The organism is Streptomyces sp. NPDC019531 (genome assembly GCF_044903305.1).
In the GTDB taxonomy this organism is placed as follows: Bacteria; Actinomycetota; Actinomycetes; order Streptomycetales; family Streptomycetaceae; genus Streptomyces.
Window position 1 is genome coordinate 81859 of record NZ_JBJDQL010000034.1, and the last position, 24200, is coordinate 106058.

Consider the following 24200-nt stretch of genomic DNA (forward strand, 5'->3'; position numbering starts at 1 on the left):
AGACCTTTCATGCACGACGAACGCCGCCGCATCGAGGAGCGCGTCCAGCGCGCCCACGACCAGCGCATCAAGCCCGCCATCCACGCGGCCACCGTCCCCTTCGAGGTCGAGGCCTGGCAGGCGCCCGGCGAGCCCGTCTCCTTCGAGGAGGCCGCCGCCGCCCGGTACACGCCCTTCGCGATGGACACCCCGTGGGGTCCGCCCTGGGGCACCACCTGGTTCCGGATGCGCGGCCAGGTGCCCGCCGAGTGGGCCGGAAAGCGCGTCGAGGCGGTCATCGACCTCGGCTTCATCGGCGACTGGCCCGGCAACCAGGCCGAGGCCCTGGTCCACCTGCCCGACGGCCGCCCCCTGAAGGCCGTGAACCCGCTCAACCAGTACGTCCCCATCGCCAACCCGGCGACCGGCGGCGAGCAGATCGACTACCTGGTCGAAGCGGCCTCCAACCCGGACATCCTCAAGGACGACTTCTCCAAGGTCACGCCGATGGGCGACAAGCTCACGGCCGGCTCCGCGCCGCTCTACACCTTCCAGCGCGCCGACCTCGCGATCCTCGACGAGGAGGTCTTCCACCTCGACCTGGACATCCAGGTGCTGAGCGAGCTGATGGTCCACCTCCCCGACCACGAGCCCCGCCGCCACGAGATCCTGCACGCCCTGGACCGGGCCATGGACGTCCTCGACCTGGACGACGTCTCCGGCAGCGCGGCGGCCGTCCGCGAGGTGCTCGCGCCTGTCCTGGCCAAGCCGGCCAACGCCAGCGCACACACCATCTCCGGTGTCGGCCACGCCCATATCGACTCCGCCTGGCTGTGGCCGATCCGCGAGACCAAGCGCAAGACGTCCCGCACCTTCTCCAACGTCACCGCGCTCGCCGACGAGTACGACGACTTCATCTTCGCCTGCTCCCAGGCCCAGCAGTACGAGTGGGTCCGCGACAACTACCCGCACGTGTGGGCCCGCATCCAGGACTCAGTGAAGAAGGGCCAGTGGGTCCCGGTCGGCGGCATGTGGGTGGAGGCCGACGGCAACCTGCCCGGCGGCGAGGCCATCGCCCGCCAGCTCGTCCACGGCAAGCGGTTCTTCATCGAGCACTTCGGCGTCGAGACCAAGGGCGTCTGGCTGCCGGACTCCTTCGGCTACACCGGCGCCTACCCGCAGCTCGCCAAGCTGGCAGGAAACGACTGGTTCCTCACCCAGAAGATCTCCTGGAACCAGACCAACAAGTTCCCCCACCACACCTTCTGGTGGGAGGGCATCGACGGCACCCGGATCTTCACCCACTTCCCGCCGGTCGACACCTACAACGCCCGCTTCAGCGGCGTGGAGATGGACCGCGCGGTCCGCAACTACAGCGAGAAGGGCGGCGGCACGCGCTCGCTGGCCCCCTTCGGCTGGGGCGACGGCGGTGGCGGCCCCACCCGCGAGATCATGGAACGCGCCCGGCGCCTCGCCGACCTGGAGGGCTCGCCCAAGGTCGTCGTCGAGCACCCCGACGACTTCTTCGCCCAGGCCCGCGCCGAATACCCGGACGCCCCGGTCTGGGTCGGCGAGCTCTACCTGGAGCTGCACCGCGCCACCTACACCTCACAGGCCCGCACCAAGCAGGGCAACCGCCGCTCCGAGCACAAGCTGCGCGAGGCCGAGCTGTGGGCGACGACGGCCGCGCTGCACGCGCCGGGCTACTCCTACCCGTACGAGAAGCTCGACCGGCTGTGGAAGACGGTCCTGCTGCACCAGTTCCACGACATCCTGCCGGGCTCCTCGATCGCCTGGGTGCACCGCGAGGCCGAGGCCGAGTACGCCCGGGTCGCCGAGGAGCTGGAGGCGCTGACCGCCGAGGCGGTGGCCGCGCTGGGTGCCGGTGGCGCCCGGGTCTTCAACACCAGCCCGTTCGACCGGGCCGAGGTGGTGCGTACGGGCGATGAGGCTCTGGCGTACGTCGAGGTGCCCGCGAACGGCAGCGCGGCGCTGACCGACGCCGAGCCCGCGCAGCCGGTGCGTGTCTCCGGTCGCGTCCTCGACAACGGTCTGGTGCGCGTGGAGGTGGCGGAGGACGGCACGCTCTCCTCCGTCCTCGATCTGCGGGCCGGCCGGGAGGTGCTGGGCGACAAGGGCAACCTGCTCCGTCTGCACACCGACCTCCCGAACTACTGGGACGCCTGGGACATCGACAAGCATTACCAGAACCGGTACACGGACCTTCTGGAGCCCACCTCGGTCGAGGTCGTCTCCGAGGACCCGCTGCTGGGGGCGATCCGTGTGACCCGGTCCTTCGGCAAGGGCTCCACGATCACCCAGACCATCACCCTGCGCGCCGACAGCCCCCGCATCGACTTCGAGACCGACATCGACTGGCACGAGGCCGAGAAGATCCTCAAGGCCGCCTTCCCGGTGGACGTCCGGGCCGCGCACTCCTCCGCGGAGATCCAGTTCGGCCACATCCAGCGGCCCACGCACACCAACACCAGCTGGGAGGCGGCCCGCTTCGAGGTCTCCGGCCACCGCTGGGTGCACGTCGGCGAACCGGGCTACGGCGTCGCGGTCCTCAACGACTCCACCTACGGCCACGACGTCTCCCGCACGGTCCGCGAGGACGGCGGTACGACGACCACGGTGCGGCTCAGCCTGGTCCGCGCCCCGCGCATCCCGGACCCGGAGGCCGACCAGGGCAGGCACCGCCTCACCTACTCGCTGCTGCCCGGCGCGAGCATCGAGGACACCGTCGCCGAGGGCTACTCCCTCAACCTGCCGCTCCGGGTGGCGGACGCGGCGGGCGCTCCCGAGCCGGTCGTCTCGGTCGACGGCCAGGGCGTGACCGTCGAGGCGGTCAAGCTCGCCGACGACGGGTCCGGTGACGTCGTGGTCCGCCTGTACGAGTCGGGCGGCGGTCGCGCTCGGGGCGTCCTGCGCACCGGTTTCCCGCTCGCCGGAGCCCAGGTGACCGACCTGCTGGAGCGCCCGCTGGAGGAGACGGCCGAGGTCACCGAGAGCGGGGTGTCGGTCTCGCTGCGCCCCTTCCAGGTGCTGACACTCCGGTTGCAGAGGGGCTGACCCGGTGCCGATGCAACCCTGGTTCACCGACGCCAAGTTGGGGATCTTCATCCACTGGGGCATCTACGCCGTGGACGGCGTGCAGGAGTCCTGGTCGTTCTACGACGACATCGTCCCGCACGATCAGTACATGTCCCAGCTGGAGCGGTTCACGGGCGCCAGGTACGACCCGCGTGCGTGGGCCGACCTGTTCGCCCGGGCCGGGGCCAGGTACGCCGTGCTGACGACCCGTCACCACGACGGTGTGGCGCTGTGGGACACCGAGTACGGCGACCTGAACCTCGGCAAGGACTACATCGGCCCCTACGCCGAGGCGCTGCGTGAGAGGGACCTCAAGGTCGGCTTCTACTACTCCCACTCCGACTGGAACCACCCCGACTACGCCTCCACGCGCAAGCCGGGCCGCCCATCGGAGCAGGAGGACAACCGCTACTCCGAGGTCGCCGCAGAGCACGAGGACCTGGCGGCCTGGGAACGGTTCATCGCCTACCGGGACGGCCAGATCCGTGAGCTGGCCTCCCGCTACCGGCCCGACCTGATGTGGTTCGACGGCGAGTGGGACCGCAGCGAGGAGCAGTGGCGCATCCCCGGACTCGCCGCGCTCATCCGGTCGTACACGCCGGACGTCGTCTTCAACGCCCGCATGCTCAGCGAGGGCGACTACGCCACCCCCGAACAGGGTGCTCCCATCGAACCCCCCGAGGGTCCCTGGGAGTTGTGCCTGACGATCAACGACTCATGGGGCTACCAGCACCACGACCACAACCACAAGTCGCTCGCCCAGCTGATCCGCTACTTCACCGAGACCATCGGTGGAGGCGGCAACCTGCTGCTCGACGTCGGCCCGATGGAGGACGGGACCATCCCCGCGCCCCAGGTCGAGCGGCTCGAAGGACTGGGGGAGTGGATCGGGAAGCACTCCGAGGCCGTGTACGGGACCGTGCGCGGGCTGCCCGCCGGGCACCACTACGGGCCCAGCACGCTCTCCGCGGACGGCCGGACGCTCTATCTGGTCCTCTTCGACGCGCCACGCGCCGAGATCGGGCTGCGCGGGCTGGTCACCCCGGTCCGCAAGGTCACCGTCCTCGGCACCGGGACCGAACTCGGACACAAACTGGTCGGCGGGCTCCACGAGGCCGTGGGCATCGTGTGGATCGATCCGCCGGCCGAGGCGGACCTCGACCCGTACGCCACGGTGCTCAAGGTCGAGCTGGACGGGGAAGCGGAGCTGTACCGCGGCTCGGGGCGGTTCTGAGGGTGATTCCCATCAATTATTAAGAGAGCGGTAAGTTTCCAGGTCACGGCGGGTTTTTGGCCCGCCGTGACCCTTTCTGTTTCCTTTTCGGATACCTGAAATTCGTGTCTCGCCCCTGGGATGCGGAACCGAGGCACGAAGGAAAGGTGACACCGTGCGAGACCCGCGTATGTCCGCGATCGGCAAGGGACTGAGGCGCCGGGGGCGGCTGATGAAGGAGGCGGTGAGCCCGCCGCGCCGCAACCTGGACGCCGTACCGTCGCCCCGGTCCACCGGGACGTCGTCGTACGTCGCCCCCTGCGCGCCGCGCCTGGTGGAGTCCCCGGTGTTCGTGCTGTCGTCCGTGCGCTCCGGCTCGACCCTGCTGCGGGTGCTGCTGAACAGCCACAGCCGGATCCGCGCCCCGCACGAGATGCATCTGCGCACCCTGCACGTCGAGTTGAGCCGTGACTTCTCCTCCGAGGCCATGAAGGCCCTCGAACTGGACAAGCAGGAGCTGGAACACGTCCTGTGGGACCGGGTCCTGCACCTCGAACTCGCCCGCAGCGGCAAGGACGTCATCGCCGACAAGACCCCGGCGAACACCCTCATCTGGCCCCGGCTGCACCGATGTTGGCCGAACGCGAAGTACATCGTCCTGCTGCGCCACCCCGGCGCGGTCATCACCTCCCTCACCAGCCGCCGCACGGACCCCGACCACGAGGCGATCCGGGCCGAGGTCCTGGAGTACGCCGAGAAGCTGGAAGAGGCCCGCCAGGCCCTCGACTGCCATGTGATCACGTACGAGGACCTCACCGCCGAGCCGGAACGGGCCACCCGCGCCCTGTGCGACTACCTGGGCCTCCCGTGGGAGAGCGCGATGCTCGACTACGGCAGCAAGGACCACGGCGACTTCCGCCCGCAGCTCGGCGACTGGTCCAGCACCATCAAGTCGGGCCGCATCCAGCCCGCCAGGCCCGCCGACCCGAACGCGGAACTGCCCCCACGCCTCGCCGAGTTGGCGAAGGCATGGGGGTATCCGGAGGGGTGACTCAGCCGGTGAATCCGGCCGTGATCGAGGTGAACTGCCAGTTGTTCTGGCTGATGCCGGAGCAGTTGCTGACCACGCCCCCGCCCGGGCACGGCCGGTCGCGGTTGACCGACCAGAACGCGAGGCGCGCGATGTGATGGGAGTTGGCCCAGTCGCGGATCTGCGTCCAGATCGCCGGAGTCGTGTTCTCCTGCTGGTCGGAGAGCCCGTTCATGCCGGAGATGCCGATGTGGGAGTAGGCGGTGGCGTCGTCCCAGCCGAACGTCGACTTCAGCTTGGCCTTCAGCCCCTCCGTGGCGTTCACGGTGCTGCCGTACATGTCGGAGCCGCCGCCGAAGTCGAACGGCATGATGGTGAAGACGTCGATGTTCGCGCCGAGCGACTGTGCCTGCTCGATGAGCCGGTTGCCGTAGTAGTTCGGGCCGGTGGTCGACGTGCCGAAGGTGACGATGGTCTTCAGACCGGGGTTGTTGGCCTTGACCGTCTTCAGGGCGGTGAGGATCCTCGCCTGGACGGCCTCGTTCTCGAACTCGTCGGTGTTCTCGATGTCCATGTCGATCGCCTTGAGCGAGTAGGCGTCGATCACCTTCTGGAGCGCGGCCGCGAGCGCGCTCGCCGAGGAGCAGTTGGCGCCGAGCTTGCTGCCCAGCCAGCCGCCGAACGACGGCACGATGTCACCGCCGGCGGCACGGATCTGGTTGATGGCGGTCTGGTCGACACCGCCGGTCAGCGGCCGGGTGCTGTCCCAGGCGGGGTTGCAGCCCCCGGAGTCCAGCATGAACGCCATCGTGAACCACTTGACGCCGGTCGCGCTCATCACCGTGCTCGGGCTCGGGGGATCGCCCCAGCCCTCGTAGAGATAGGGCGCGGCCTGTTTGAAGCCGGTGTCGGCGCCAGTGCCCGCGTCCGTCGTCACGCTCACGGAGCCCGAGGCCCCGGAGGTGTTCCCGGCCGCGTCCCGCGCCTTGACGGTGAAGGTGTACGCCGTGCTGGGCGAGAGCCCGCTGACCGTGGCGGATGTACCGGAGACGGTGAGGACGTTGTTGGAGCCGCTGTAGATGTCGTACGCCGTGACACCCACGTTGTCCGTCGCGGCGTTCCACTTCAGTGACACGCTCGACGACGTCTTGCCCGTCGAGGCCAGCCCGGTCGGCGCGCTCGGCGCCTGGGTGTCCGAACCACCGCCGCCGGGGCCGTCGAGGCTGATGTCGTCCGCGTAGTACGTGCCCTGCCCGTACCACCCGTGGACGTAGATGGTGGCGCTGGTCTGCGCGGCGCCGGTGGTGAAGGACGTGGTCAGCTGGCTGTACGCCGAAGGGGACGAAGTCCACGTCGAGGCTCCGCCGTTGACACCGAGGTACACATAGGAGCCGCGCACCCAGCCGCTGAGGCTGTAGGTGGTGTTGGGCTGGACGGCGACGGTCTGGCTGCACTGCGCGTTGTCACTGGAACTCACCGCGCCCTGCAGCGCCTTGGAGCCCCCGTGGACCGGAGAGGAGACGACGGACCCGAGGTTGCCGGTGCAGGTCCAGGGGGAGAGGCTTCCGGATTCGAAGCCGGGGTTGGTCAGGACATTGGCCGCTTGGGCCGTCTGGGGAAGAGCGACGGCACCGACGAATGCGAGAGCGGCGGAGCCGAGGACAGCGAGGAGTCTGGAACGTCTGAGTGGGTTGCGCACGCGATCTCCCTGAAGATATGGGGGTGTTCGGGAGTGAAGGGGGTGCGCCATCAGATTGGTATGGACCAATGACCCTGTCAAGACAGCGGACAGGATCTGGACCTACCCGGGGGTGCGGGGGACTGCGCGACAAGCCACAGTCGACCCGCACCCGGCAGACAACCTAGAGCGGCAGTACCTGTCCCGCGGCCTCGACGGCAACGGCCTCCGCGGCCGCAGGCGCCGGCGCCGCGGGCAACGGCTCGGGAACCTCCCGCTGGGCCGGAATCGACACCGGACGCAACTGCCTCGGCCCCGACACCACGGTGTAGTCCTGTCCCAGGAACGGCGGCTCGATCACCCCGGGGTCCTCCCCGAGCGCCAACTGCACAGCGGCCCAAGGCACATTGACCCCACAGAGGGACAGCTGGTGCAACCCCCCGGCGGGGCGCGTGTTGACATCCATGAGCACGGGCCGGTCACCGAACATCCGGAACTGGATGTTGGACAGATAGTGCAGCCCGAACTCCTCGGCGATCAGCCGCGCCGGCTCCAGCCACTGATCCTGCAGCGTGAACCCCCGACGGCGCCCGTTCTTCGTGCGGCCGATCGCCAGCCGCACCCGGTTGTCGGGCCCGGTGAGGGTGTCCACCGACACCTCCGGCTGCTCAAGACGCGGCATGACCAGCCAGTCCACCTGCTCGTCGGCCTGTTCGAGCGCCTCGACGACCATGTCGAGGGAGACGTACGGGCTGGGGAACCCGTTGAGGTGCATGAGTGAGAAGGGGGCGCGCGTGATGACCCGGAAGCCCACTCCGCCCGCGCCGGACGCAGGCTTGAAGCAGGCGCGGTGACCGCCCGCCTCCAGCTCCTCCACGGCCGCGACCAGCTCGTCCGCGGTCCGCACCCGCCACCACGGCGGCACCGGGACGCCGACCGCCTGGACCGCCTCGTAGGCGATGACCTTGTCGTGGAAGACGGCCACGCCCTCCGGCGGCGGCGCGAGCAGCGCCGTACCGACCGCGGCGAAGTCGGCCCGGTGCGCCACGATCGCGGCCTGCTGCAGCCGGGGCACGAACACGTCGATCCCGCGGCGCTGGCACTGGTCGAGGGCGAACTCGACGTAGGCGGCCGGGGACAGGCCCTCGGGCTCCAGTTCGGCGGTGTCGGCGGCGGCCAGGACAGGGGAGTCGGCGTCGCCGTGTGTCGCGTGGATCTCGACGGCCCGATCGCTGGGATTTCGCCGCAGCTGATCCATGAAGAACACGTTCTCCGCGTACGTGCGGTTGAGCCAGACGCGTACGCGAGAGAGCATGCATGCCGCCTTTCGGGCGCTTTGGGGCAGGGCGGAGTGGGCCCGTGCCCGGGCAGGGTGGTTGGAGGGTCACCAAACCGCCCCGTGCGAAGGGAAGTTCAGAGCGGTGGTGGTGGGGCGATCATACGGCTTCAAAGGGGGTGCGCGTGCAACGCACGTGTTACGGATTTTCCGATCATGAAGTCGCACGGCCGCGATCCACTCTTGTACCAGGAAACCAAATGTGTTCTCGTGGTCACACCCGGGTGCTCGGAAGGGGCGGGAAGTGACGTCTACGGCCGGTGGTGCCGCACAGCTTGTGGCCATCAGCGACCTGCACATCGGCTATCCCGAGAACCGTGCCCTGGTCGAGGGGATGCGGCCCGGGACCGACGACGACTGGCTCCTCGTGGCCGGCGACGTGGCCGAGACCGTCGCCGACGTCCGCTGGGCGCTGGGGACCCTCGCCGGCCGCTTCCGCAAGGTCGTCTGGGCCCCCGGCAACCACGAACTGTGGACCCACCCGAAGGACACCGTCACCCTGCGCGGGGTCGCCCGCTACGAGCACCTCGTCGAGATGTGCCGGGAGCTCGGCGTCCTCACCCCCGAGGACCCCTACCCCGTCTGGGACGGCCCCGGCGGCCCCGTCGCCGTCGCCCCGCTCTTCCTGCTGTACGACTACTCGTTCCTCCCGGCCGGCTGCGCCACCAAGGAACAGGGCCTTGAGTACGCCCACGGCACAGGCATCGTCTGCACCGACGAGCACCTGCTGCACCCCGACCCCTACCCGACCCGCGAGGCCTGGTGCCGGGCCCGGGTCGCCGAGACCGAGCGAAGACTCGCCGAGCTCCCCGACGACCTGCCCACCGTCCTGGTCAACCACTACCCGCTCGACCGGCACCCCACGGACGTCCTGTGGCACCCCGAGTTCGCCATGTGGTGCGGCACCACACTGACCGCCGACTGGCACCGCAGGTTCCGGGTCGAGACGATGGTCTACGGTCATCTGCACATCCCCCGGACCACCTGGCACGAGGGTGTCCGGTTCGAGGAGGTGTCGGTGGGCTATCCACGGGAGTGGCGGCAGCGGCCGGACCCGCCGGGACGACTGCGCCGGATCGTGCCCAGGGAGGTCGGCGCACGGTGATCGAGGAACTCCTGCCGGACTCTGTGGTGGCCGTCGAGGTGTACGGCGGCGACGAGCCGGAGCACGCGGTGCTCTACCCCGAGGAGGCGGCGCTCATCGCCCCGGCCGTCGCCAAGCGGCGCCGCGAGTTCACCGTCGTACGGGCCTGCGCCCGCCGGGCCATGGAGAAGCTCGGCGTGCCGCCGCAGCCGATCCTGCCCGGCGAACGCGGAGCCCCGCGGTGGCCGGCCGGGATCACCGGCAGCATGACCCACTGCGACGGCTACTGCGCCGCCGCCCTGGTCCGCGCCACCGACCTCGCCTCCCTCGGCATCGACGCCGAACCCCACGGGCCCCTCCCGGAGGGCGTGCTGGAGAGCGTCTCCCTGCCGGGCGAGCGGGTCAGACTGCGGGAACTCGCCGAAGCACACCCCGCCGTGCACTGGGACCGGCTGCTGTTCAGCGCCAAGGAATCCGTCTACAAGGCGTGGTTCCCCCTCACCGGCAAGTGGCTGGACTTCTCCGAGGCCGACATCGAGATCGCCGTCGACCCGGGAAAGCCCCTCAGCGGCACCCTGCGCGCCGAACTCCTCGTCCCCGGCCCGCTGGTGGGCGGGGAGCGGCTCGGCGTCTTCGATGGTCGCTGGAGGGTCCAGGAGGGCCTGGTGGCGACCTCGGTGACGGTGCCGCACGCCTGAGCGCACGGCACCCGCCCCGCTTAAGGCTCCGGCGGGCACCAGCTCCGCAGCAGACCGAAGAACTCCTCCTCGTTGCCCGCGAGGCCCGCGGCCGCGAGGGCCTGGTCGGCCTCGGCGAGGACCGCCGGCGGGACAACCGGTGGCCTGGCGGTGTCGGGCGGTCCTGACGCGGTGTCGAAAGCGGCACGGACCGTGTGCAGCAGCCGCAGATAGGCCTGGACGGCGGTGCGCTCACGGTCGGTCAGTACGGCGGTGGGCATCGGCGGCTCTCCCCAAGTCGGCGTCGGTCGCACCCCACACGGGTGTCTGTCTCCAGCTTGCCGTCCGCCACTGACAATCCGGCTTCCACGGCGAGCCGTTCGCCCGCTTAGCGGAGGCGAAACCTCACCGAAACCACCGTGGGGAATGCGGTCCTACGCTGGGAGGAAGGGCTTTCGGCCGCCTTGTCACGGCCAAGGGAACGGGAGGCGGGTACATGGTCGACGACCCGCATCGGCGCTCGGTGCGCGCCGTCCCGCTGCGCTCGGTGGGCGACGGAGAACTGGAGCTGCGGTACCGCGTGGTGCACGGTTACCGCCGTGCCTTCCGCATGGCAGGCGAAGGGCCGCCGCTCGTGCTCATCCACGGCATCGGGGACTCCTCCGCGACCTGGGCCGAGCTGATCCCCGACCTCGCCCGCAGCCACACCGTGATCGCCCCCGACCTCCTCGGCCACGGCGACTCCGACAAGCCGCGCGCCGACTACTCGGTGGCCGCCTACGCCAACGGTGTACGCGATCTGCTCACCACTCTCGGCATCGAGTCGGCCACCCTGGTCGGGCACTCGCTGGGCGGGGGAGTGGCGATGCAGTTCGCCTACCAGTTCCCCGAGCGCACCGAGCGGCTCATCCTGGTCAGCGCGGGCGGGGTGGGCCGTGAGGTCAACCCCGTGCTGCGGCTGGTGTCCCTGCCCGGCGCCCACCTCATGCTGTCCTCGCTGCGACTGCCCGGCATGCGGCTCCAAGTGGGCCTCGCCGTACGGCTGATGAAGCTCCTGGACACCGACCTCGGCCAGGACGCCCCGGACTTGCTGAACCTCGTCGACGCCCTCCCCGACGAGACCTCCCGCAACGCCTTCATCCGCACCCTGCGCGCGGTCGTCGACTGGCGCGGCCAGGTCGTCACCATGCTCGACCGCTGCTATCTCACCGAGGGCATGCCGACCATGCTGCTGTGGGGCGACCGGGACAGCGTGGTGCCGGTCCGGCACGCCTTCGGGGCGCACGCGGCGATGCCCGGCAGCCGCCTGGAGATCTTCGGGGGTGCGGGCCACTTCCCGTTCCACACCGACCCGGCCCGGTTCGTCGCGCTGGTCGAGGAGTTCACGGCCACCACCGCCCCGGCGGACTGGAGCCGGGAGCACTGGCGGGACCTGTTGTGCGGGGGGCGGCCGGGCGACGCGCGGACCCTGGCCGTGGAGCGGAACCTGAGAGAGGCGAGCGAACGCAGCGCGACCTGACCTCCGCGCGCCTCAGCCCTGCGGGCCCAGGTAACCCAGCGACGTCTCGATACGTCCGGCCAGGTGGTCCCGTTGCACCGGGCCTCGCAGTGACGAACCGGCCAGCAGCGCCCGGCACTTGCTGGCCAGCAGCAGACCGAAGCTCTCCGCCTCCCGCTCGTCGTCGAGCTCGAAGCGGCTGCGGGCGGCCACCTTGCGCACCGTGGCCTGGAGATCGGCGTCGTCGTTGAGGAGGCGGGCGGCGACCGCGGCGCCCTCCACGTGGTGGGAGCAGTGGCCGGCGTTCATGTGCCACAGCTCGTGGCCGAGGATGACCAGCTGGTGGTCGGGGGCGGTGCGTTCCTCGATCACCACGAGGTCCTGGTCGGCCATGTCGAGCCACAGCCCACTGGCCGTGCCGGGCGGGAAGGGCGCCGTACGGAAGTGGACGGGGCGGCCGCGGCGTCTGCTCATCGCGTCGCACAGGGCGCCGTACAGGTCCTCGGGCCGCGCCGGTGCGGTCAGCTCCAGCTCGGCCACCAACTCGCCGCTGAGGCGGCGCATGTGCTTACCGATGCCCACAGTTCTCCCCTGGATCAGGACTCGGGCCGCTTGACGCTCTCCAGGAGCATGTCCAGCCACTCGGCGACCTTGTCACGGTGCTGGTCGGTGGGCAGCTGCGCGGCCCGCCAGGCGATCCCGCGGACGCCGTGGTCCTGCAACAGCCGCTCCAGGGGGTCGCCGACAGCCGCCGCGGCCTCCCGCTCCCGGTCGGCGAGCTTGTGCAGCAGCTCCTGCTCGGTGTGCTGGAGCGCGCCCGCGAGCGCCTCGGGGTCCTCGGCCGTGAGGAAACCGGCGTGGACGCGGAAGAATCGCTGGATGGCGTCGCAGTGCTCCATGGTGGGCCGCCGGTCGCCGTTGATGAGGGCGCCGGCCTGCTGTCGGGACATGCCCGCGCCGTCGGCGATCTCCTGCTGGGTGTACTTGCGTCCGTTGGGCTTGAGCCGGGTGCGGCGCAGCAGGTCGAGCCGCTGCAGGAACCGTGCCTGGACATCCGGTTCACCAGCCGGGCGCCCGCTCAGCAGGGCTTTGACCACGGGCTCGGGGACACCGGAGGCGACCGACAGGCGCCCGGTGTCGAAGACCTGCGCGTGCGGCACGCCGAGCCGGTCGGCGAGTGCGGTGACGCGGGCGACGACGGCCGTCAGTACGACCGTTGCCGCGTCGTCCGGGCTCTCGAAGCCATCCGACACCGACAGATCTCCTACGTCTCTCACCCGACTTCTCACAGGCCGTCGCCGTGAACTTCCCGGAGAGTAGCCCGTTGTTCGAACTCACATCCAGGTCTCGCCACAACTGTGGCCAATTTCAGCCGTCAACAGGCACGGAATGCCACGATAGTTGACACGCCTCGCTTCGGGGAAGCAGGATCAAGGCGCCGCGTGAAGGCCGCATAGGCAAGAGGGGTGACCTCCCGATGGCATATCAGGCAGGCGGGCAGTGGTCGGAACTGCGGCCCGTCCCCGAAGGGCTCGAAGCCCAGGCGTATCTGCAGGACTACGCCACGCTCCTGGAAGCCGTCCCCTTCCCGTCCGTCGTCCTCGACCACCGCTGGGACGTCGTCCTCGCCAACACCGCTTTCGCGTCACTTTTCCGTGCCATGGGCCCGCATCCCACCGCCATGCCGGGCGACAACTTCCTCAGGTTCGTCCTCTTCCATCCCGACGCGAGCACCGTCCTCGGCGAGCACGAGTCGCGCTGGTGCCTGCCGATGCTCGCGCACTTCGCGGCCGCGGTGGAACGCCACGGCCACGACCACGGGCTCCAGGCGATCCGCCGGGACATCGCCCAGGACCCGATCATGGACGCCGCCTACCGGCAAGGACTGCCGCACTGGATCCGCGCGGTCGGCGAGCAGGCCGTGGAACACGACGGCGCCGTACGCCCCCTGGTGCACCCCGATCCGCGCTGGGGCGCCACGGACTGCCGGGTCGTCGACGAGACCCCGCGCACCCTGCGCGACCTGGGCTACTCACGGCTTACCCTGGTCCTTCGTCCGGCCGCCACCCGCCGTCGCCCGCGCCGCACGGCGACCCACCTCAGCGTGGTACCCACCCCTCAGTCCTGACGGGCACCGCCGGCGTTCAGGTCGCCGACGGCGCTCCGTCAGTAGTTGTCGGCCCCCGTGGAGCGGAGTCGTTCCACGGGGCCGCCGTCCCGGCTCGCTCTGCGCTCGGTGATTCCGATCCACGTGTCTGCGTGTCCACGTGGCGCAGCGGCCGTCGATCGACTTGGCGACCGCCAGTCGGGCGTGACGGAAGCCCGTCTGTCGCCGTCGTCGACGGCGGCGGCAACTCCGGCTGGAGCGGCACATGGTCGGACTGCTCGACCTGTCCGCAGCCGGGGCAGGGCAACCCCGACCCGGACCCGAACCGCAACCTCGCCAAGGGCCGCCCGACGCCCGCGACCGGCTCCCAGGGCGTCTGCACGCCCTGCAACACGGCCACCGTCTCCCTGCCCGGTGACACCGGCCTGAGGTGTCTCCGCCTCACCGTCAGCGCCAACACCGGCTGGCCCGAGGGCAGTTCAGCGAAGTGGAGGCGTATCGGACTTCGTGACCGCGGCGTCCTGAACCACTCCGCGCTTCGCCGCCTGGATCTGTTCGTACACATGGGTGCGCAGTTCGGCGAAGCGCGGAGCCACACGCGTGTGCAACTGGTCCCGCTCGTCCGGCAGATCCACCTTGAGCTGCTCCCGCACGACCGTGGGGGAGGCCGAGAGCACGATCACCCGCTCACCCAGGTACACCGCCTCGTCGATGTCATGGGTGACGAACAGGATCGTGATGCCGCGCTCGCGCCACAGCCGTCGTACGAGATCCTCCAGGTCGGCGCGGGTCTGTGCGTCGACCGCCGCGAACGGCTCGTCCATCAGCAGGACTTCGGGCTCGTACGCCAGGGCGCGGGCGATCGCGACACGCTGCTGCATACCGCCGGAGAGTTGCCAGGGGTACGCCCCGGCGGCGTCGGACAGGCCCACCGACTCCAGCGCGTCGGTGACCAGCTCCCGTCGCCTCGACTTGGTCAAGTCCTTCTGTTTCAAAGGGAGTTCGACGTTGTCGGCGACCCGCATCCAGGGGAACAGGCTGCGCCCGTACTCCTGGAAGACGAACGCCATCCCGGGCGGGGGACCGCTCACCTTCCGCCCGCCCAGGTGGACTTCGCCGCTTGTCGGGGTGAGCAGACCGCCCATGCACTTCAGCAGGGTCGTCTTGCCGCAGCCCGACGGGCCGACGAGACACACGAGTTCGCCCGCCTCGACGGTGAAGGTGAGGTCCCGCACCGCCTCCACACGGCGCCCTGACCCTTCGTAGACCTTTTTCAGGCCGCGTACGTCGAGCATGGACCGCCCTTTCACGTTCGGGTGACTCACGGGGACCGCCGGGCCGAGGCGCGCAGGCCGTGGTACCAGGCGAGGACCCGCCGCTCGACCAACTGGAAGACGACGGACAGCAGATAGCCGAGCAGACCGAGCACGATGATCCCGGTCCACATGTCGGGGACCGCGAAGCTGCGCTGGAACTGGACGATGGTGAAGCCGATGCCGTTGCTGGCCGCGAACATCTCGCTGATCACCATCAGGATGATGCCGATCGACAGCGCCTGGCGCAGGCCCGCGAAGATCTGCGGACTCGCCGAGCGCAGCACCAGATGGCGCAGCCGCGACTGCCCGGTGATGCCGTAGGAGCGGGCCGTCTCCACCATCACCGGATCGACCGCGCGGACCCCCTCGACCGTGTTGAGCAGGATCGGCCACACACAGCCGCTCACGATCACCGTGACCTTCATGGTGTCGCCGATGCCCGCGAACAGCATGATGACCGGCACAAGGACCGGTGGCGGGACCGCGCGCAGGAACTCCAGGACCGGCTCGCACACCGCCCGCACCCGCCGGTAGGAGCCGATGACCGTGCCGAGGGCCACCCCGACCACGGCGGCCAGGGCGAGGCCGGCCGTCAGCCGCCAGATGCTCGGCAGGACGTCGTCGCGCAGCCGCTCGCCGGTCCACACGTCCGGGAAGGTCTGCATGATCGTGCGCAGCGGCGGCCAGAAGACGTTGGTGCTGTCGGCCGAGGCCAGCCACCAGCCCGCGACCAGCAGCGCGGGCAGCGCGAGAACGAAGGCCAACTGGAGTGCGAAGCGCTTCACACCGCCACCTCCCCGCGCACCGACTGGTGCCAGGCCAGCGCCCGTCGCTCCACGGTACGCGCGCCGACGTTGATGAGCAGCCCCAGAAGACCGGTCACGACGATCAGCGCGTACATCTCGGGCACCGCCTGGGAGTTCTGTGCGACCGCGATCCGTGCGCCCAACCCCGGTGCCCCGATGACGAGTTCACCGGTGATGGCGAGGATCAGCGCGACCGCGGCGGCCAGCCGGACACCGGTCATCACATACGGCAGCGCGGTCGGCCACAGCACGTGCCGGACCCGCGCCCAGGTGCCGAGACCGTACGACCGTGCCGTCTCGTCGGCGACGGGGTCGACGTCCTGGACGCCGTAGAGCGTCTGGATGAGGACCTGCCAGAAGCTGGCGTACACCACGAGCAGCAGCACCGAGCGCAGTTCGCTGCCGTACAACAGCACCGCCAGCGGGATGAGGGCGACCGAGGGGATCGGGCGCAGGAACTCGATCGTGGAGGCCGTCGCCTCGCGCAGATACGGCACGACCGACACGACCACCCCGACCACGATCCCCGCCGAGGCGGCGATGGCCAGGCCCAGGGCCCAGCCGGTGAGGGTGTCGCCGAGCGCCGTCCAGAAGGTGTTGTCGGAGAGCTCGTCGGCGAAGGCGCGCGCGATCCGGCTGGTCGGCGGGAAGTACTCCTCCTTCACCAGACCGAGCCGCGGCACCGCCTCGCCCAGGGCGAGGAAGGCCGCGAGCCCGGCGGCGCCCAGCGCCGCGTTCTGGAACCTCACGGAAGGAGCGCGTCCACGTCGGGGGTCTTCTTGAAGAACCCGTCCTCCTCGCCCAGCTTCGCCAGCGCCTCGATCGAGGCCTTGTTCGGCTCGGCCGGCCACTTCGGGAGGATCACCTGCTCCAGCACCGACGCCGGGATCTTGGTGTACGTCGTGATGATCTGGCGTGCCTCGTCCGGGTGGGCGTCGGCGTAGGCGAGGGACTCGGCGGTGGCCTCCTGGAACTGCTTCACCACGTCGGCGTGCTGCTGCTGGTACTGCGTCGAGGTGAAGTACATGGCGACCGTGGTGTTCGCGGCAACGTCCACCATCGGGGAGGCGATCACCTGGCCGCCCTGGCCCTTGATGGTGGCCAGCGCGGGCTCGACCGCGCAGGCCGCGTCGACCTGGCCGCTGTCGAGGGCGGCGGGCATCTGGTCGAAGGCCAGCTCCACGAACTTGACCTTGTCCGGGTCGCCGCCGGCCTTGCGGACCGACTCGCGCACCGCGGACTCGTTGATGTTCTTCAGGGTGTTGATGGCGACCTTCTTGCCCTCCAGGTCCTTCGCGGACTTGATCGAGCTGCCCTTCTTCACGGTGATCGCGGCAAAGTCCTTGCCGTCCACGCCCGTTGAGGCGATGCCGTTGGAGACCGCCTTGATCGGCACCCCGGACGACTGGGCGAGGAGAAGGGAGGTGACGTTGGAGAACCCGAACTGGAACTGCCCGCTGGCCACTCCGGGCACGATCGCCGCGCCGCCCGACGCGGTCGATATCTCCAGTTTCAGTCCGTGCTTGCTGTAGAAGCCCTTCTTCTGGCCCAGATAGACCGGCGCGACATCGACGATCGGAATGAGGCCGAGCTTGACGGTGGTGGTCCCGCCGGACGACGATCCCCCGTCCGAGGCCCCCGAGTCGCCGGACGAGCCACAGGCCGACACGGTGACCAGGAATGCTCCGGCCGCAAGGGCGGCGAGCAGACGACGCATGGCTCCTCCTGTGCAGACTTCGTTGTTCCGACAGGCCGTGCTTCCGACAGGCTGTGCGCAGACCGCACAGTGGTGCTCAGCGCGAAAGGTATTGGTCTGGCGAGGCAGGGTCAATGCCTTTGGCTAACAATATTGTTGACAGTTATCGAAGTGTGCGCCTAGCCTACGCGCTCAGCGCACCTCGTGCGTCCCTCCGGAGGCGACGATGCAACGAGCGGACCGCGCCCCCCATTTCGTACGGTCCCTGGAGCGCGGCCTCGCCGTCATCCGCGCCTTCGACGCCGACCGCCCGGAACTCACCCTCAGCGAGGTCGCCCGCGTCTGCGGACTGACCCGCGCGGCGGCCCGCCGCTTCCTGCTGACGCTGGCCGACCTCGGATACGTCCGCGCCGACGGCCGCACCTACCGGCTCACCCCGCGGGTCCTGGAGCTCGGGTACTCCTACCTGTCGAGCTTCTCGCTGGCCCAGATCGCCGAACCGCATCTGGAGCAACTGGTCGAGAACACAAGGGAGTCGTCGTCCCTGTGCGTGCTCGACGCCGACGACATCGTGTACGTGGCCAGGGTGCCCGCGCACCGCATCATGACGGCGGCGATCACCGTCGGCACCCGCTTCCCCGCCCATGTCACCTCGGTCGGGCGGGTGATCCTCGCGCACCTGTCGGCGGATGAGCTCGAAGTGCGGCTCGCCCGCGTCGAGTGGGTCCCGCTCACCGCCCGCACGATCGTCTCCGCCGACCTCCTGCGGGCGGAACTGGAGCGGGTGCGGCGGCAGGGATACGCGGTCGTCGACCAGGAGTTGGAGGAGGGGCTGCGCTCGATCGCCGCCCCGGTGCGGGACCGGGACGGCGAGGTGGTGGCGGCGGTCAACATCCCGGTGCAGGCGGGCCGTACGACACTCGCCGCGGCCCGGCGGGACCTGCTGCCGGCGCTGCTGGAGACCGTGGCCGGCATCGAGGCCGACCTGGGGATGACCCAAGGCCTCGCGACTACAGGTCCAGTACGAGCTTCTTCCCCCGGCACCGGGACACACAGATCATCATCGTCTCCCCGGCCTCCCGCTCCTCGTCGGTGAGCACCGAGTCCCGGTGATCCGGGGTGCCTTCGAGGACATCGGTCTCACAGGTGCCGCAGGTGCCCTCGGTACAGGAGAACAGCACCTCCACACCGGAGGCCCGGACGGCGTCGAGCACGGAGACGTCCGCGGGGACGGTGACGGTGGTCCCGGTCTGCGCCAGCTCGACCTCGAACTCCGTGTTCTCGCCCGCCGGTTGCTCCTTCGGCGTGAACCGCTCCACGTGCAGCAGTCCGGCCGGGCAGCGCTCCTCCACCGCGTCGAGCAGCGGACCGGGACCGCAGCAGTAGACGAGCGTGCCCTCGGAGACGCCGTCCAGCACCGAGGCGAGGTCCAGGAGACCGGTCTCGTCCTGCGGAGCGACCCGGACGCGGTCGCCGTAGCGGCTCAACTCCCCGGTGAACGCCATGGAGTTGCGCGTCCGCCCGCCGTACAGCAGCGTCCACTCCGCGCCCTCGTCCTCCGCCGCCGCGAGCATCGGGAGGATCGGGGTGATGCCGATGCCGCCCGCGATGAAGCGGTAGCGGGGCGCGGACCGCAGAGCGAAGTGGTTGCGCGGCCCGCGCACCCGGACCTTGCCGCCCTGCTCCAACTGCTCGTGCACATGGGCGGATCCACCGCGTCCGTCCGGCTCGCGCAGCACGGCTATCCGCCAGGCGGTGCGATCGGCGGGGTCGCCGCACAGGGAGTACTGCCGCTCCAGGCCGGGCCCGAGCAGCACGTCGATATGGGCGCCGGGCTCCCATGCCGGGAGCTGTTCGCCCAGCGGGTGGCGCAGGGTGAGGGCGAGCACGCCATCCGCCGCGAAGTCCGTGCGGTCGACGACGAGTTCGGCTTCGTAGGCGTCACTCATGAGCTGTTTCCTCGCGGTTCGTGTCCCTGGGGGTGGGCGAGCATCCACTCCCACATCTCGATCGGGTCCTGCGAGGTGTGCTCGCGGCCGCAGTGACAGGTGCCGTGCAGGGTGTCGGTGCCCGGCAGCCAGTCGATGCGGTAGATCTCCCCGGTGGGCGCGGCACTCACAGGACCTTCTCCACGGGCTTGTCGCCCTCCTCGACGAGACGGGCGAGGATACGGCGGGCGGCGAGACCGCCGGTGTCGATGTTGATGCTCAGCTCCTGGTAGCCGGTGCGCTCGGTGCCGAGCGTCCGTTGCAGCAGATTGAGCGCGTCGACGTCCTGCATGACGACGGTGTGGTTGTTGCCCCGCAGGAACTCGGTGACCTCGGCGTCCTCGGTCGCCCAGTCGCGGGAGACCATCCAGAAGTCGTACACCTTGCCGTCGGCGGACGGCGTGATGGCGTACGTGATCTCGGTGTGGAAGCCGTTCGGGTCGCTGCCGTCGGCCTCGGGCAGCACACCGACCGGGGCGATGCGGCTGTGCAGCAGGTACAGACAGGGCGCGTGGTACTCGATGTCCTGCCAGCGGGTGATCCGCCCCTCGATGCCGGTGGACTTGGCGTAGAACGGCGGGCACTCGGCGTCGTCCATGTGCCGGCTCACCCGTACGATGCCGGCGCCCTCGTCGACCTCGGTGGTGATCGGCGTCTCGGCGACCTCGGGGGTGCCGATGTAGCCGCCGTGCAGATACGTCTCGTGGGAGAGATCGAGGAGGTTGTCGACCAACAGACCGTAGTCGGCGTCGATCGGCTCCATGCCGCGGACGGTGACCCAGCCGGGGGAGTCGAGGTGCCTGGCCCGCGGGATGGTGTCGGCGTCGGCGAGGGCCGGGTCGCCGATCCAGACCCAGACCAGGGAGTCCAGCTCGACGACGGGGTAGGAGGCGACGCGGGCGGTACGCGGCACGCGCTTCTGACCGGGCACGTACACACAGGTGCCCGTCGTGTCGTACGTGAACCCGTGGTACCCGCACACGAGCCGGTCGCCGTCGAGCCGGCTGGGCTTCTCGTGCAGCGGGAACCGCCGGTGCACACAACGGTCGGCGAGCGCGACGGGTGTGCCGTCCTCCTCCGTGCGGTAGAACACGAGCGGCTCACCGAGAATCGTCCGGCCGAGCAGTTCCTCGCGCCCGACCTCATGGCTGTAGGCGGCGACGTACCACTGGTTTTTGGCGAAGGCGGTGGTGTGAGGCATGCGTGCGGCTCCCGTCTGTCTGCGGTGAGGTCATGGTCCGGAGAGCCGGGACAGCGCCGCAAGACCTCTTCCGTCTTACGGAAGGAGTTCGGTGAATCACCTGCTCGGACTGGCGCTGATCGCCGTTCACGGGGGGAGGCTGTGTCGCTGTGCCCGCCCTGCGAGCCGAGGACGAGTCAGTGCCAAGGGCCGGTGCGAATCGTGGGCGGCCGTGTGTCCGCGGCGGCGGCTCAGTCGGCCGGGCATCCGGATCGCGGGCGCGCTGCCCTCATGAGAGGCAGAAGGCATTGTTGAAGCGAAGACGAAGACCCAGGCTGCGAAGTCTGGGCGTAACCATCCGATGGATCGCGGTCGGGCTCGCGTGTTCCCTCGCCGCGGCGGGCGCCTTGACGGGTGGAAGCCTCAACGCGTTGACGATCGCGGCGCAGATGAAGACAGCCCCCGCGTTCCAGTCCGCGCCATGTGCGCCGGCAGGACCCACGAGCACGCAGCCGGAACCGGCCGCCGCCGGGGGTGCGCCAGCATCCGCATCGAATGCGTGGACAAGCCGGGCAAAGTGGCGGCGGTGACCGTCGCCGAAGGCGATGTGGTGATCAACTATGACGCCGAGGGGCTCGCCCCGACCAACACCCAGCAGCTCCTCGACGGGCTCCACCAGGACGATGAACTGCTGAGTGGCTCCATCAGAACAACGGCGGTGAGGGCCGCGGCGGTTGGACCAACCGGGGCGTCTTCGCCGTAGGGGTCGGAGCGTCCCGGGCGAGCCTTCGCCTGGCGGACATCAACCGCGACAACAAGGCCGACTACCTCGTGGTCTCGGGCGACGGGTCGGTGCGCGCCTGGCTCAACAAGGGCGGGGACCCCGCATGAGCCGGATGGGCTGTCCAGCGCCCGCCGGCTGAGAACGCACGATCGCCCCGTCCCCGCACCGCGCGTGAGGGGACGGGGCGATCGTGCCGCCGCCTGCGCCGGCCGTGGACCGTGTCCGCGGGTCGAGGAGCCGCTGGTACGACACGCCTCACGATCGACGGCCGGCAGGGGAGGTGCCGGCGGCGGGCCTGAGTCGGTCAGCGCGGGTTCACGTCGACCAGGTCGAGCCCGAGCAGGTCGGCGACCGCGCGCAGCTCGCCGATGCGGTGCCCGGTGCCCAGCGCCCAGTGGTGGGCGATCCCGGACGCGGACCAGGCGTCGGTCCACTCGCCCGGATGGCAGCCGAAGTCCACCCGGGACGTGGTGTTTCCGATCCGCAGCAGCGGTCCGGGTACGGTCCTGCCCTCCGAGGCGATGAACCGGTACGTCCCGTCGCGTTCCTGCCCGATGCCGAACGCGGTGACCGGGCCATGCCTGACGTCGAACTCCACGGACACCCCCCAGCCGCGCTTGCCGTGGTACACGCCGAGTCCGCGCAGGATCGGGCGCCCGTCGCTGATCGCGAGGTGGCCGGGGCCGTCGTGGCCCATCTCGACCACGTCGTCGGTGAAGTTGAGCGCCTGGATCTCGGTGAACGAGCCGCCCGCGCCGAGCCGGTCGAGCACCAGCATGGCGAGCGAGGTGCGCAGCTCGTACTCGCCACAGGCCGGGATGCCGCGCGCGGTCAGCAGCGAGGCACCCAGGATGAAGCCGGCCGCCACCCGCTCGTGGGTCTCGCCGTCGAGACCGCGGTGGTAGTACGCGAGACTGTCCAGGGAGAAGTCCTCGACCAGCCGGTCGAGTGCGACGGACACGGTCGCACCCCAGCGCAGGTCGTCCTCCTGGACGGAGTCGTCGAGGGTGAACACCTCCCGGGCCAGCGCGACCCGGGCATCCGTCTCCGCGTCGCTCACCTTCTCGACCCGTACCCGCAGGTCGTCGATCTCCAACACCTCGACATGCCCGCCGAGTTGGGCCGGGACCAGCGTGAGGTCCGTGGCCACGTCCAGCATGCCGGGGTAGAGGTGGCCGAGCAGGCCGTGCCGCCCGTGCCGTAGCGCGGCACGCACCCCAGCGGCCCGGACCCAGGAGGAGATCTTCGTCCAGGCGGCCTCCTCCTCCAGGTATCCGGAAACCGACCGGAACGGCACCCCGCACCGGCGGAACGCGTTGGCCATCTCCGGCAGCGGACATGCCCCGCAGTACGCGAGCCACTGCCCGGTGTCGAAGGTCTCGTGGTCCATCGCCTCGGTCGGCTGGAGGTTCAGCAACAGCACGGGGGCGCCGCTGCGCTGGGCGACCGGGACCAGCATGGTCGCGGTCATGTAGGTGGTGAGGAAGCCGAGGATGATGTCGCAGCCGGCGGCGCGGAGCCGTTCCGCCGCGCGGGCACCGTCCTCGGCGTCCGAGATGAAGCCGACGTCGACGACCTCACAGTCCAGTTGGGCCAGCCGCTCGGCGACCCGGTCCGCCGACCGCCGCAGCTGCGGCAGCAGGTCGGGGAACTGCGGCCAGTACGCGCCGAGTCCGCCGGAGACGAGTCCGACGCGGGTCGGCCGGGGGGTGATCCGGGGGAGACCGCCGGTGCCGGGCCCAGGCTCGAACAGGGAAGTCATCGTGCCTCACAGTCTCGTAGCGATTCAAAAAGAGCGGGCGTGGACCTCGGCTCAGCTGTACTCGGCCTTCCTCACCACCTCCAGCGTCAGCGACAGCTCGGGCTCCGGTACGAAGTGGCCGAAGGTGTCGTTGGCGAAGAAGGAGACACCGCCGATCGCCTCGGCGTGCGCGGTCAGCACGTCGCGCTGGTAGAGGTAGGTGCGCCGGTCGTCGAGGTAGGTGCGGTACCAGTACCAGGGGTCGACGAAGTCCAGTCCGAGCAGCGACCGCGGTCCGCCGAGCGCGGCCTTGCTCAGCAGGTTGGGCACGATCTCGGTACGTTCCACCAGCACGGCGAAGGTGCTGACCAGGATGGCGTCGAGCGTCCGGTAGGCGGCGTCGGTCATGCCCCAGGCCGACCGCTCCACCTCGGCCCGCCAGTAGGTGTCCATCCAGTAGACGAGCCCGTTCCCCATGGCCTCGCGCAGGCGCAGGAAGAACCGTTCGATCCCGGCGGACCGGTGGGGAGTGAGAGGTGGGGCCTGGTCCGGATGCCAGAAACCGACCAGGCCGAACTGGTTGCCGAGCATGACCCCGTCCAGCCCGAAGTCGGCGACGAACGCGGCCGTCTGGGCGGCGACGAAGTCCCCGGCCGGCAACCCGCCCGGAACGCCGCCGGGGAAGGCGGCGTAAGGCCGGGCGTCGGCGAGGAGCGGGGCCGTCACGTCGATCACGCCGGGCACCAGGTGGCCGCCGGCGTCGGCGGTGCCGGCGGCCACCTCCGGGTGCCGTACGGTCTTCCACTCGCTGACGCAGAACTCCGGTCCGGGCTCCAGATACTCCAGCAGGTTCACCTGGAGCCCGCGCCGCGAGGCCTCCGCGCGGATGGCCAGGTAGATCGCGGCCAGCGTGCGGTAGTCCATGGGTTGCTCGGAGAGGGTGAACATCGGTCCCGCGGAGTACGGGTTGGCCGAGCGCTCACCCCCGTCC

The 24200-nt window shown here is 70.1% G+C and carries 23 protein-coding genes and 1 pseudogene; 10 read left to right on the forward strand and 14 right to left on the reverse strand.

Annotation, left to right across the window (positions count from 1 at the left end; genetic code table 11):
* Nucleotides 1–9: 9 nt before the first annotated feature.
* The 3 genes from ACI2L1_RS31950 (at nucleotide 10) to ACI2L1_RS31960 (ending at nucleotide 5339) form a co-directional block, all read left to right on the forward strand.
* Nucleotides 10–3054, forward strand: a complete 3045-nt coding sequence (locus ACI2L1_RS31950; protein ID WP_404742889.1) for an alpha-mannosidase — start codon at nucleotides 10–12, stop codon at nucleotides 3052–3054.
* Nucleotides 3055–3058: 4 nt separating this feature from the next.
* Nucleotides 3059–4309, forward strand: a complete 1251-nt coding sequence (locus ACI2L1_RS31955; protein WP_404742890.1) for an alpha-L-fucosidase — start codon at nucleotides 3059–3061, stop codon at nucleotides 4307–4309.
* A gap of 154 nt (nucleotides 4310–4463) precedes the next feature.
* Nucleotides 4464–5339: a sulfotransferase family protein gene (locus tag ACI2L1_RS31960; RefSeq protein ID WP_404742891.1), complete on the forward strand. Its 876-nt coding sequence runs from the start codon at nucleotides 4464–4466 to the stop codon at nucleotides 5337–5339.
* A gap of 1 nt (nucleotide 5340) precedes the next feature.
* On the opposite strand, the gene ACI2L1_RS31965 is transcribed toward ACI2L1_RS31960, so the two are convergent.
* Nucleotides 5341–7017, reverse strand: coding sequence for a carbohydrate binding domain-containing protein (locus tag ACI2L1_RS31965; protein ID WP_404742892.1), 1677 nt, complete (start codon nucleotides 7015–7017; stop codon nucleotides 5341–5343).
* Between the two features lie 163 nt (nucleotides 7018–7180).
* Complete coding sequence (locus ACI2L1_RS31970) at nucleotides 7181–8311, reverse strand: ATP-grasp domain-containing protein (RefSeq protein WP_404742893.1); 1131 nt, start codon at nucleotides 8309–8311, stop codon at nucleotides 7181–7183.
* Nucleotides 8312–8576: 265 nt separating this feature from the next.
* On the opposite strand from ACI2L1_RS31970, the gene ACI2L1_RS31975 reads away from it, so the two are divergent.
* On the forward strand, nucleotides 8577–9437 hold the full coding sequence (locus tag ACI2L1_RS31975) for a metallophosphoesterase family protein (protein WP_404742894.1): 861 nt from the start codon (nucleotides 8577–8579) through the stop codon (nucleotides 9435–9437).
* Nucleotides 9434–10114 (forward strand): 4'-phosphopantetheinyl transferase, encoded by a 681-nt coding sequence (locus tag ACI2L1_RS31980; protein WP_404742895.1) that lies wholly within the window; start codon nucleotides 9434–9436, stop codon nucleotides 10112–10114. The genes ACI2L1_RS31975 and ACI2L1_RS31980 overlap by 4 nt, the downstream gene beginning before the upstream one ends.
* 20 nt (nucleotides 10115–10134) lie before the next feature.
* Here the strand turns inward: ACI2L1_RS31980 and ACI2L1_RS31985 are convergent, their stop codons facing one another.
* Nucleotides 10135–10374 (reverse strand): hypothetical protein, encoded by a 240-nt coding sequence (locus ACI2L1_RS31985; RefSeq protein WP_404742896.1) that lies wholly within the window; start codon nucleotides 10372–10374, stop codon nucleotides 10135–10137.
* A gap of 215 nt (nucleotides 10375–10589) precedes the next feature.
* Between ACI2L1_RS31985 and ACI2L1_RS31990 the strand changes: the two genes are divergently transcribed.
* Entirely contained in the window at nucleotides 10590–11612 is a 1023-nt protein-coding gene (locus ACI2L1_RS31990; protein ID WP_404742897.1) for an alpha/beta fold hydrolase, read from the forward strand.
* A gap of 12 nt (nucleotides 11613–11624) precedes the next feature.
* Here the strand turns inward: ACI2L1_RS31990 and ACI2L1_RS31995 are convergent, their stop codons facing one another.
* Together ACI2L1_RS31995 and ACI2L1_RS32000 are read right to left on the reverse strand one after the other, a co-directional pair.
* Nucleotides 11625–12155 (reverse strand): toxin-antitoxin system, toxin component, encoded by a 531-nt coding sequence (locus ACI2L1_RS31995; protein WP_404742913.1) that lies wholly within the window; start codon nucleotides 12153–12155, stop codon nucleotides 11625–11627.
* A gap of 32 nt (nucleotides 12156–12187) precedes the next feature.
* On the reverse strand, nucleotides 12188–12844 hold the full coding sequence (locus tag ACI2L1_RS32000) for a helix-turn-helix domain-containing protein (RefSeq protein ID WP_404742898.1): 657 nt from the start codon (nucleotides 12842–12844) through the stop codon (nucleotides 12188–12190).
* 224 nt (nucleotides 12845–13068) lie between these two features.
* On the opposite strand from ACI2L1_RS32000, the gene ACI2L1_RS32005 reads away from it, so the two are divergent.
* Both ACI2L1_RS32005 and ACI2L1_RS32010 read left to right on the forward strand, forming a co-directional pair.
* Nucleotides 13069–13719, forward strand: a complete 651-nt coding sequence (locus ACI2L1_RS32005) for a hypothetical protein (RefSeq protein WP_404742899.1) — start codon at nucleotides 13069–13071, stop codon at nucleotides 13717–13719.
* A 191-nt stretch (nucleotides 13720–13910) separates the two neighbouring features.
* A pseudogene (locus tag ACI2L1_RS32010) lies at nucleotides 13911–14209 on the forward strand (hypothetical protein); the annotation flags it as partial.
* Here ACI2L1_RS32010 and ACI2L1_RS32015 read toward each other — a convergent pair.
* Genes ACI2L1_RS32015 through ACI2L1_RS32030 form a run of 4 tightly spaced genes read right to left on the reverse strand, consistent with a single transcriptional unit; the run spans nucleotide 14178 to nucleotide 17537 of the window.
* Nucleotides 14178–14993 (reverse strand): ABC transporter ATP-binding protein, encoded by an 816-nt coding sequence (locus ACI2L1_RS32015; protein ID WP_404742900.1) that lies wholly within the window; start codon nucleotides 14991–14993, stop codon nucleotides 14178–14180. The pseudogene ACI2L1_RS32010 and the gene ACI2L1_RS32015 overlap by 32 nt on opposite strands.
* A gap of 26 nt (nucleotides 14994–15019) precedes the next feature.
* On the reverse strand, nucleotides 15020–15799 hold the full coding sequence (locus tag ACI2L1_RS32020) for an ABC transporter permease (RefSeq protein ID WP_404742901.1): 780 nt from the start codon (nucleotides 15797–15799) through the stop codon (nucleotides 15020–15022).
* Nucleotides 15796–16569 carry an ABC transporter permease gene (locus ACI2L1_RS32025; protein WP_404742902.1) on the reverse strand — a complete coding sequence of 258 codons (774 nt, stop codon included), beginning with the start codon at nucleotides 16567–16569 and terminating at the stop codon, nucleotides 15796–15798. Before ACI2L1_RS32025 ends, ACI2L1_RS32020 begins: the two co-directional genes overlap by 4 nt.
* Nucleotides 16566–17537, reverse strand: a complete 972-nt coding sequence (locus ACI2L1_RS32030; RefSeq protein WP_404742903.1) for an ABC transporter substrate-binding protein — start codon at nucleotides 17535–17537, stop codon at nucleotides 16566–16568. Before ACI2L1_RS32030 ends, ACI2L1_RS32025 begins: the two co-directional genes overlap by 4 nt.
* A 205-nt stretch (nucleotides 17538–17742) precedes the next feature.
* Between ACI2L1_RS32030 and ACI2L1_RS32035 the strand changes: the two genes are divergently transcribed.
* Nucleotides 17743–18612, forward strand: a complete 870-nt coding sequence (locus ACI2L1_RS32035; RefSeq protein WP_404742904.1) for an IclR family transcriptional regulator C-terminal domain-containing protein — start codon at nucleotides 17743–17745, stop codon at nucleotides 18610–18612.
* On the opposite strand, the gene ACI2L1_RS32040 is transcribed toward ACI2L1_RS32035, so the two are convergent.
* From ACI2L1_RS32040 to ACI2L1_RS32050, 3 genes are read right to left on the reverse strand one after another with little or no spacing between them, the layout of a single operon-like run.
* Nucleotides 18527–19465, reverse strand: a complete 939-nt coding sequence (locus ACI2L1_RS32040) for a PDR/VanB family oxidoreductase (protein WP_404742905.1) — start codon at nucleotides 19463–19465, stop codon at nucleotides 18527–18529. The two genes, ACI2L1_RS32035 and ACI2L1_RS32040, sit on opposite strands and share 86 nt — an antisense overlap.
* Nucleotides 19462–19635 (reverse strand): hypothetical protein, encoded by a 174-nt coding sequence (locus ACI2L1_RS32045; protein ID WP_404742906.1) that lies wholly within the window; start codon nucleotides 19633–19635, stop codon nucleotides 19462–19464. Before ACI2L1_RS32045 ends, ACI2L1_RS32040 begins: the two co-directional genes overlap by 4 nt.
* Nucleotides 19632–20705: a Rieske 2Fe-2S domain-containing protein gene (locus ACI2L1_RS32050; RefSeq protein WP_404742907.1), complete on the reverse strand. Its 1074-nt coding sequence runs from the start codon at nucleotides 20703–20705 to the stop codon at nucleotides 19632–19634. The genes ACI2L1_RS32045 and ACI2L1_RS32050 overlap by 4 nt, the downstream gene beginning before the upstream one ends.
* 538 nt (nucleotides 20706–21243) lie before the next feature.
* Between ACI2L1_RS32050 and ACI2L1_RS32055 the strand changes: the two genes are divergently transcribed.
* A complete protein-coding gene (locus ACI2L1_RS32055; protein WP_404742908.1) occupies nucleotides 21244–21447 on the forward strand; it encodes a hypothetical protein in 204 nt (67 codons plus the stop codon).
* Between the two features lie 325 nt (nucleotides 21448–21772).
* Here the strand turns inward: ACI2L1_RS32055 and ACI2L1_RS32060 are convergent, their stop codons facing one another.
* Entirely contained in the window at nucleotides 21773–23230 is a 1458-nt protein-coding gene (locus ACI2L1_RS32060; RefSeq protein WP_404742909.1) for an arabinose isomerase, read from the reverse strand.
* A gap of 51 nt (nucleotides 23231–23281) precedes the next feature.
* Nucleotides 23282–24200: hypothetical protein (locus tag ACI2L1_RS32065; RefSeq protein WP_404742910.1), on the reverse strand; the 919-nt coding region annotated here is incomplete at its 5' end.

Bases quoted from the DNA above. Each gene is read 5' to 3' on its own strand.
- ACI2L1_RS31950 (WP_404742889.1), top strand. From the start codon at position 10: ATGCACGACGAACGCCGCCGCATCGAGGAGCGCGTCCAGCGCGCCCAC.
- ACI2L1_RS31970 (WP_404742893.1), bottom strand. From the start codon at position 8,311: ATGCTCTCTCGCGTACGCGTCTGGCTCAACCGCACGTACGCGGAGAAC.
- ACI2L1_RS31985 (WP_404742896.1), bottom strand. From the start codon at position 10,374: ATGCCCACCGCCGTACTGACCGACCGTGAGCGCACCGCCGTCCAGGCC.
- ACI2L1_RS31990 (WP_404742897.1), top strand. From the start codon at position 10,590: ATGGTCGACGACCCGCATCGGCGCTCGGTGCGCGCCGTCCCGCTGCGC.
- ACI2L1_RS31995 (WP_404742913.1), bottom strand. From the start codon at position 12,155: ATGCGCCGCCTCAGCGGCGAGTTGGTGGCCGAGCTGGAGCTGACCGCA.
- ACI2L1_RS32005 (WP_404742899.1), top strand. From the start codon at position 13,069: ATGGCATATCAGGCAGGCGGGCAGTGGTCGGAACTGCGGCCCGTCCCC.
- ACI2L1_RS32015 (WP_404742900.1), bottom strand. From the start codon at position 14,993: ATGCTCGACGTACGCGGCCTGAAAAAGGTCTACGAAGGGTCAGGGCGC.
- ACI2L1_RS32030 (WP_404742903.1), bottom strand. From the start codon at position 17,537: ATGCGTCGTCTGCTCGCCGCCCTTGCGGCCGGAGCATTCCTGGTCACC.
- ACI2L1_RS32035 (WP_404742904.1), top strand. From the start codon at position 17,743: ATGCAACGAGCGGACCGCGCCCCCCATTTCGTACGGTCCCTGGAGCGC.
- ACI2L1_RS32040 (WP_404742905.1), bottom strand. From the start codon at position 19,465: ATGAGTGACGCCTACGAAGCCGAACTCGTCGTCGACCGCACGGACTTC.
- ACI2L1_RS32050 (WP_404742907.1), bottom strand. From the start codon at position 20,705: ATGCCTCACACCACCGCCTTCGCCAAAAACCAGTGGTACGTCGCCGCC.
- ACI2L1_RS32060 (WP_404742909.1), bottom strand. From the start codon at position 23,230: ATGACTTCCCTGTTCGAGCCTGGGCCCGGCACCGGCGGTCTCCCCCGG.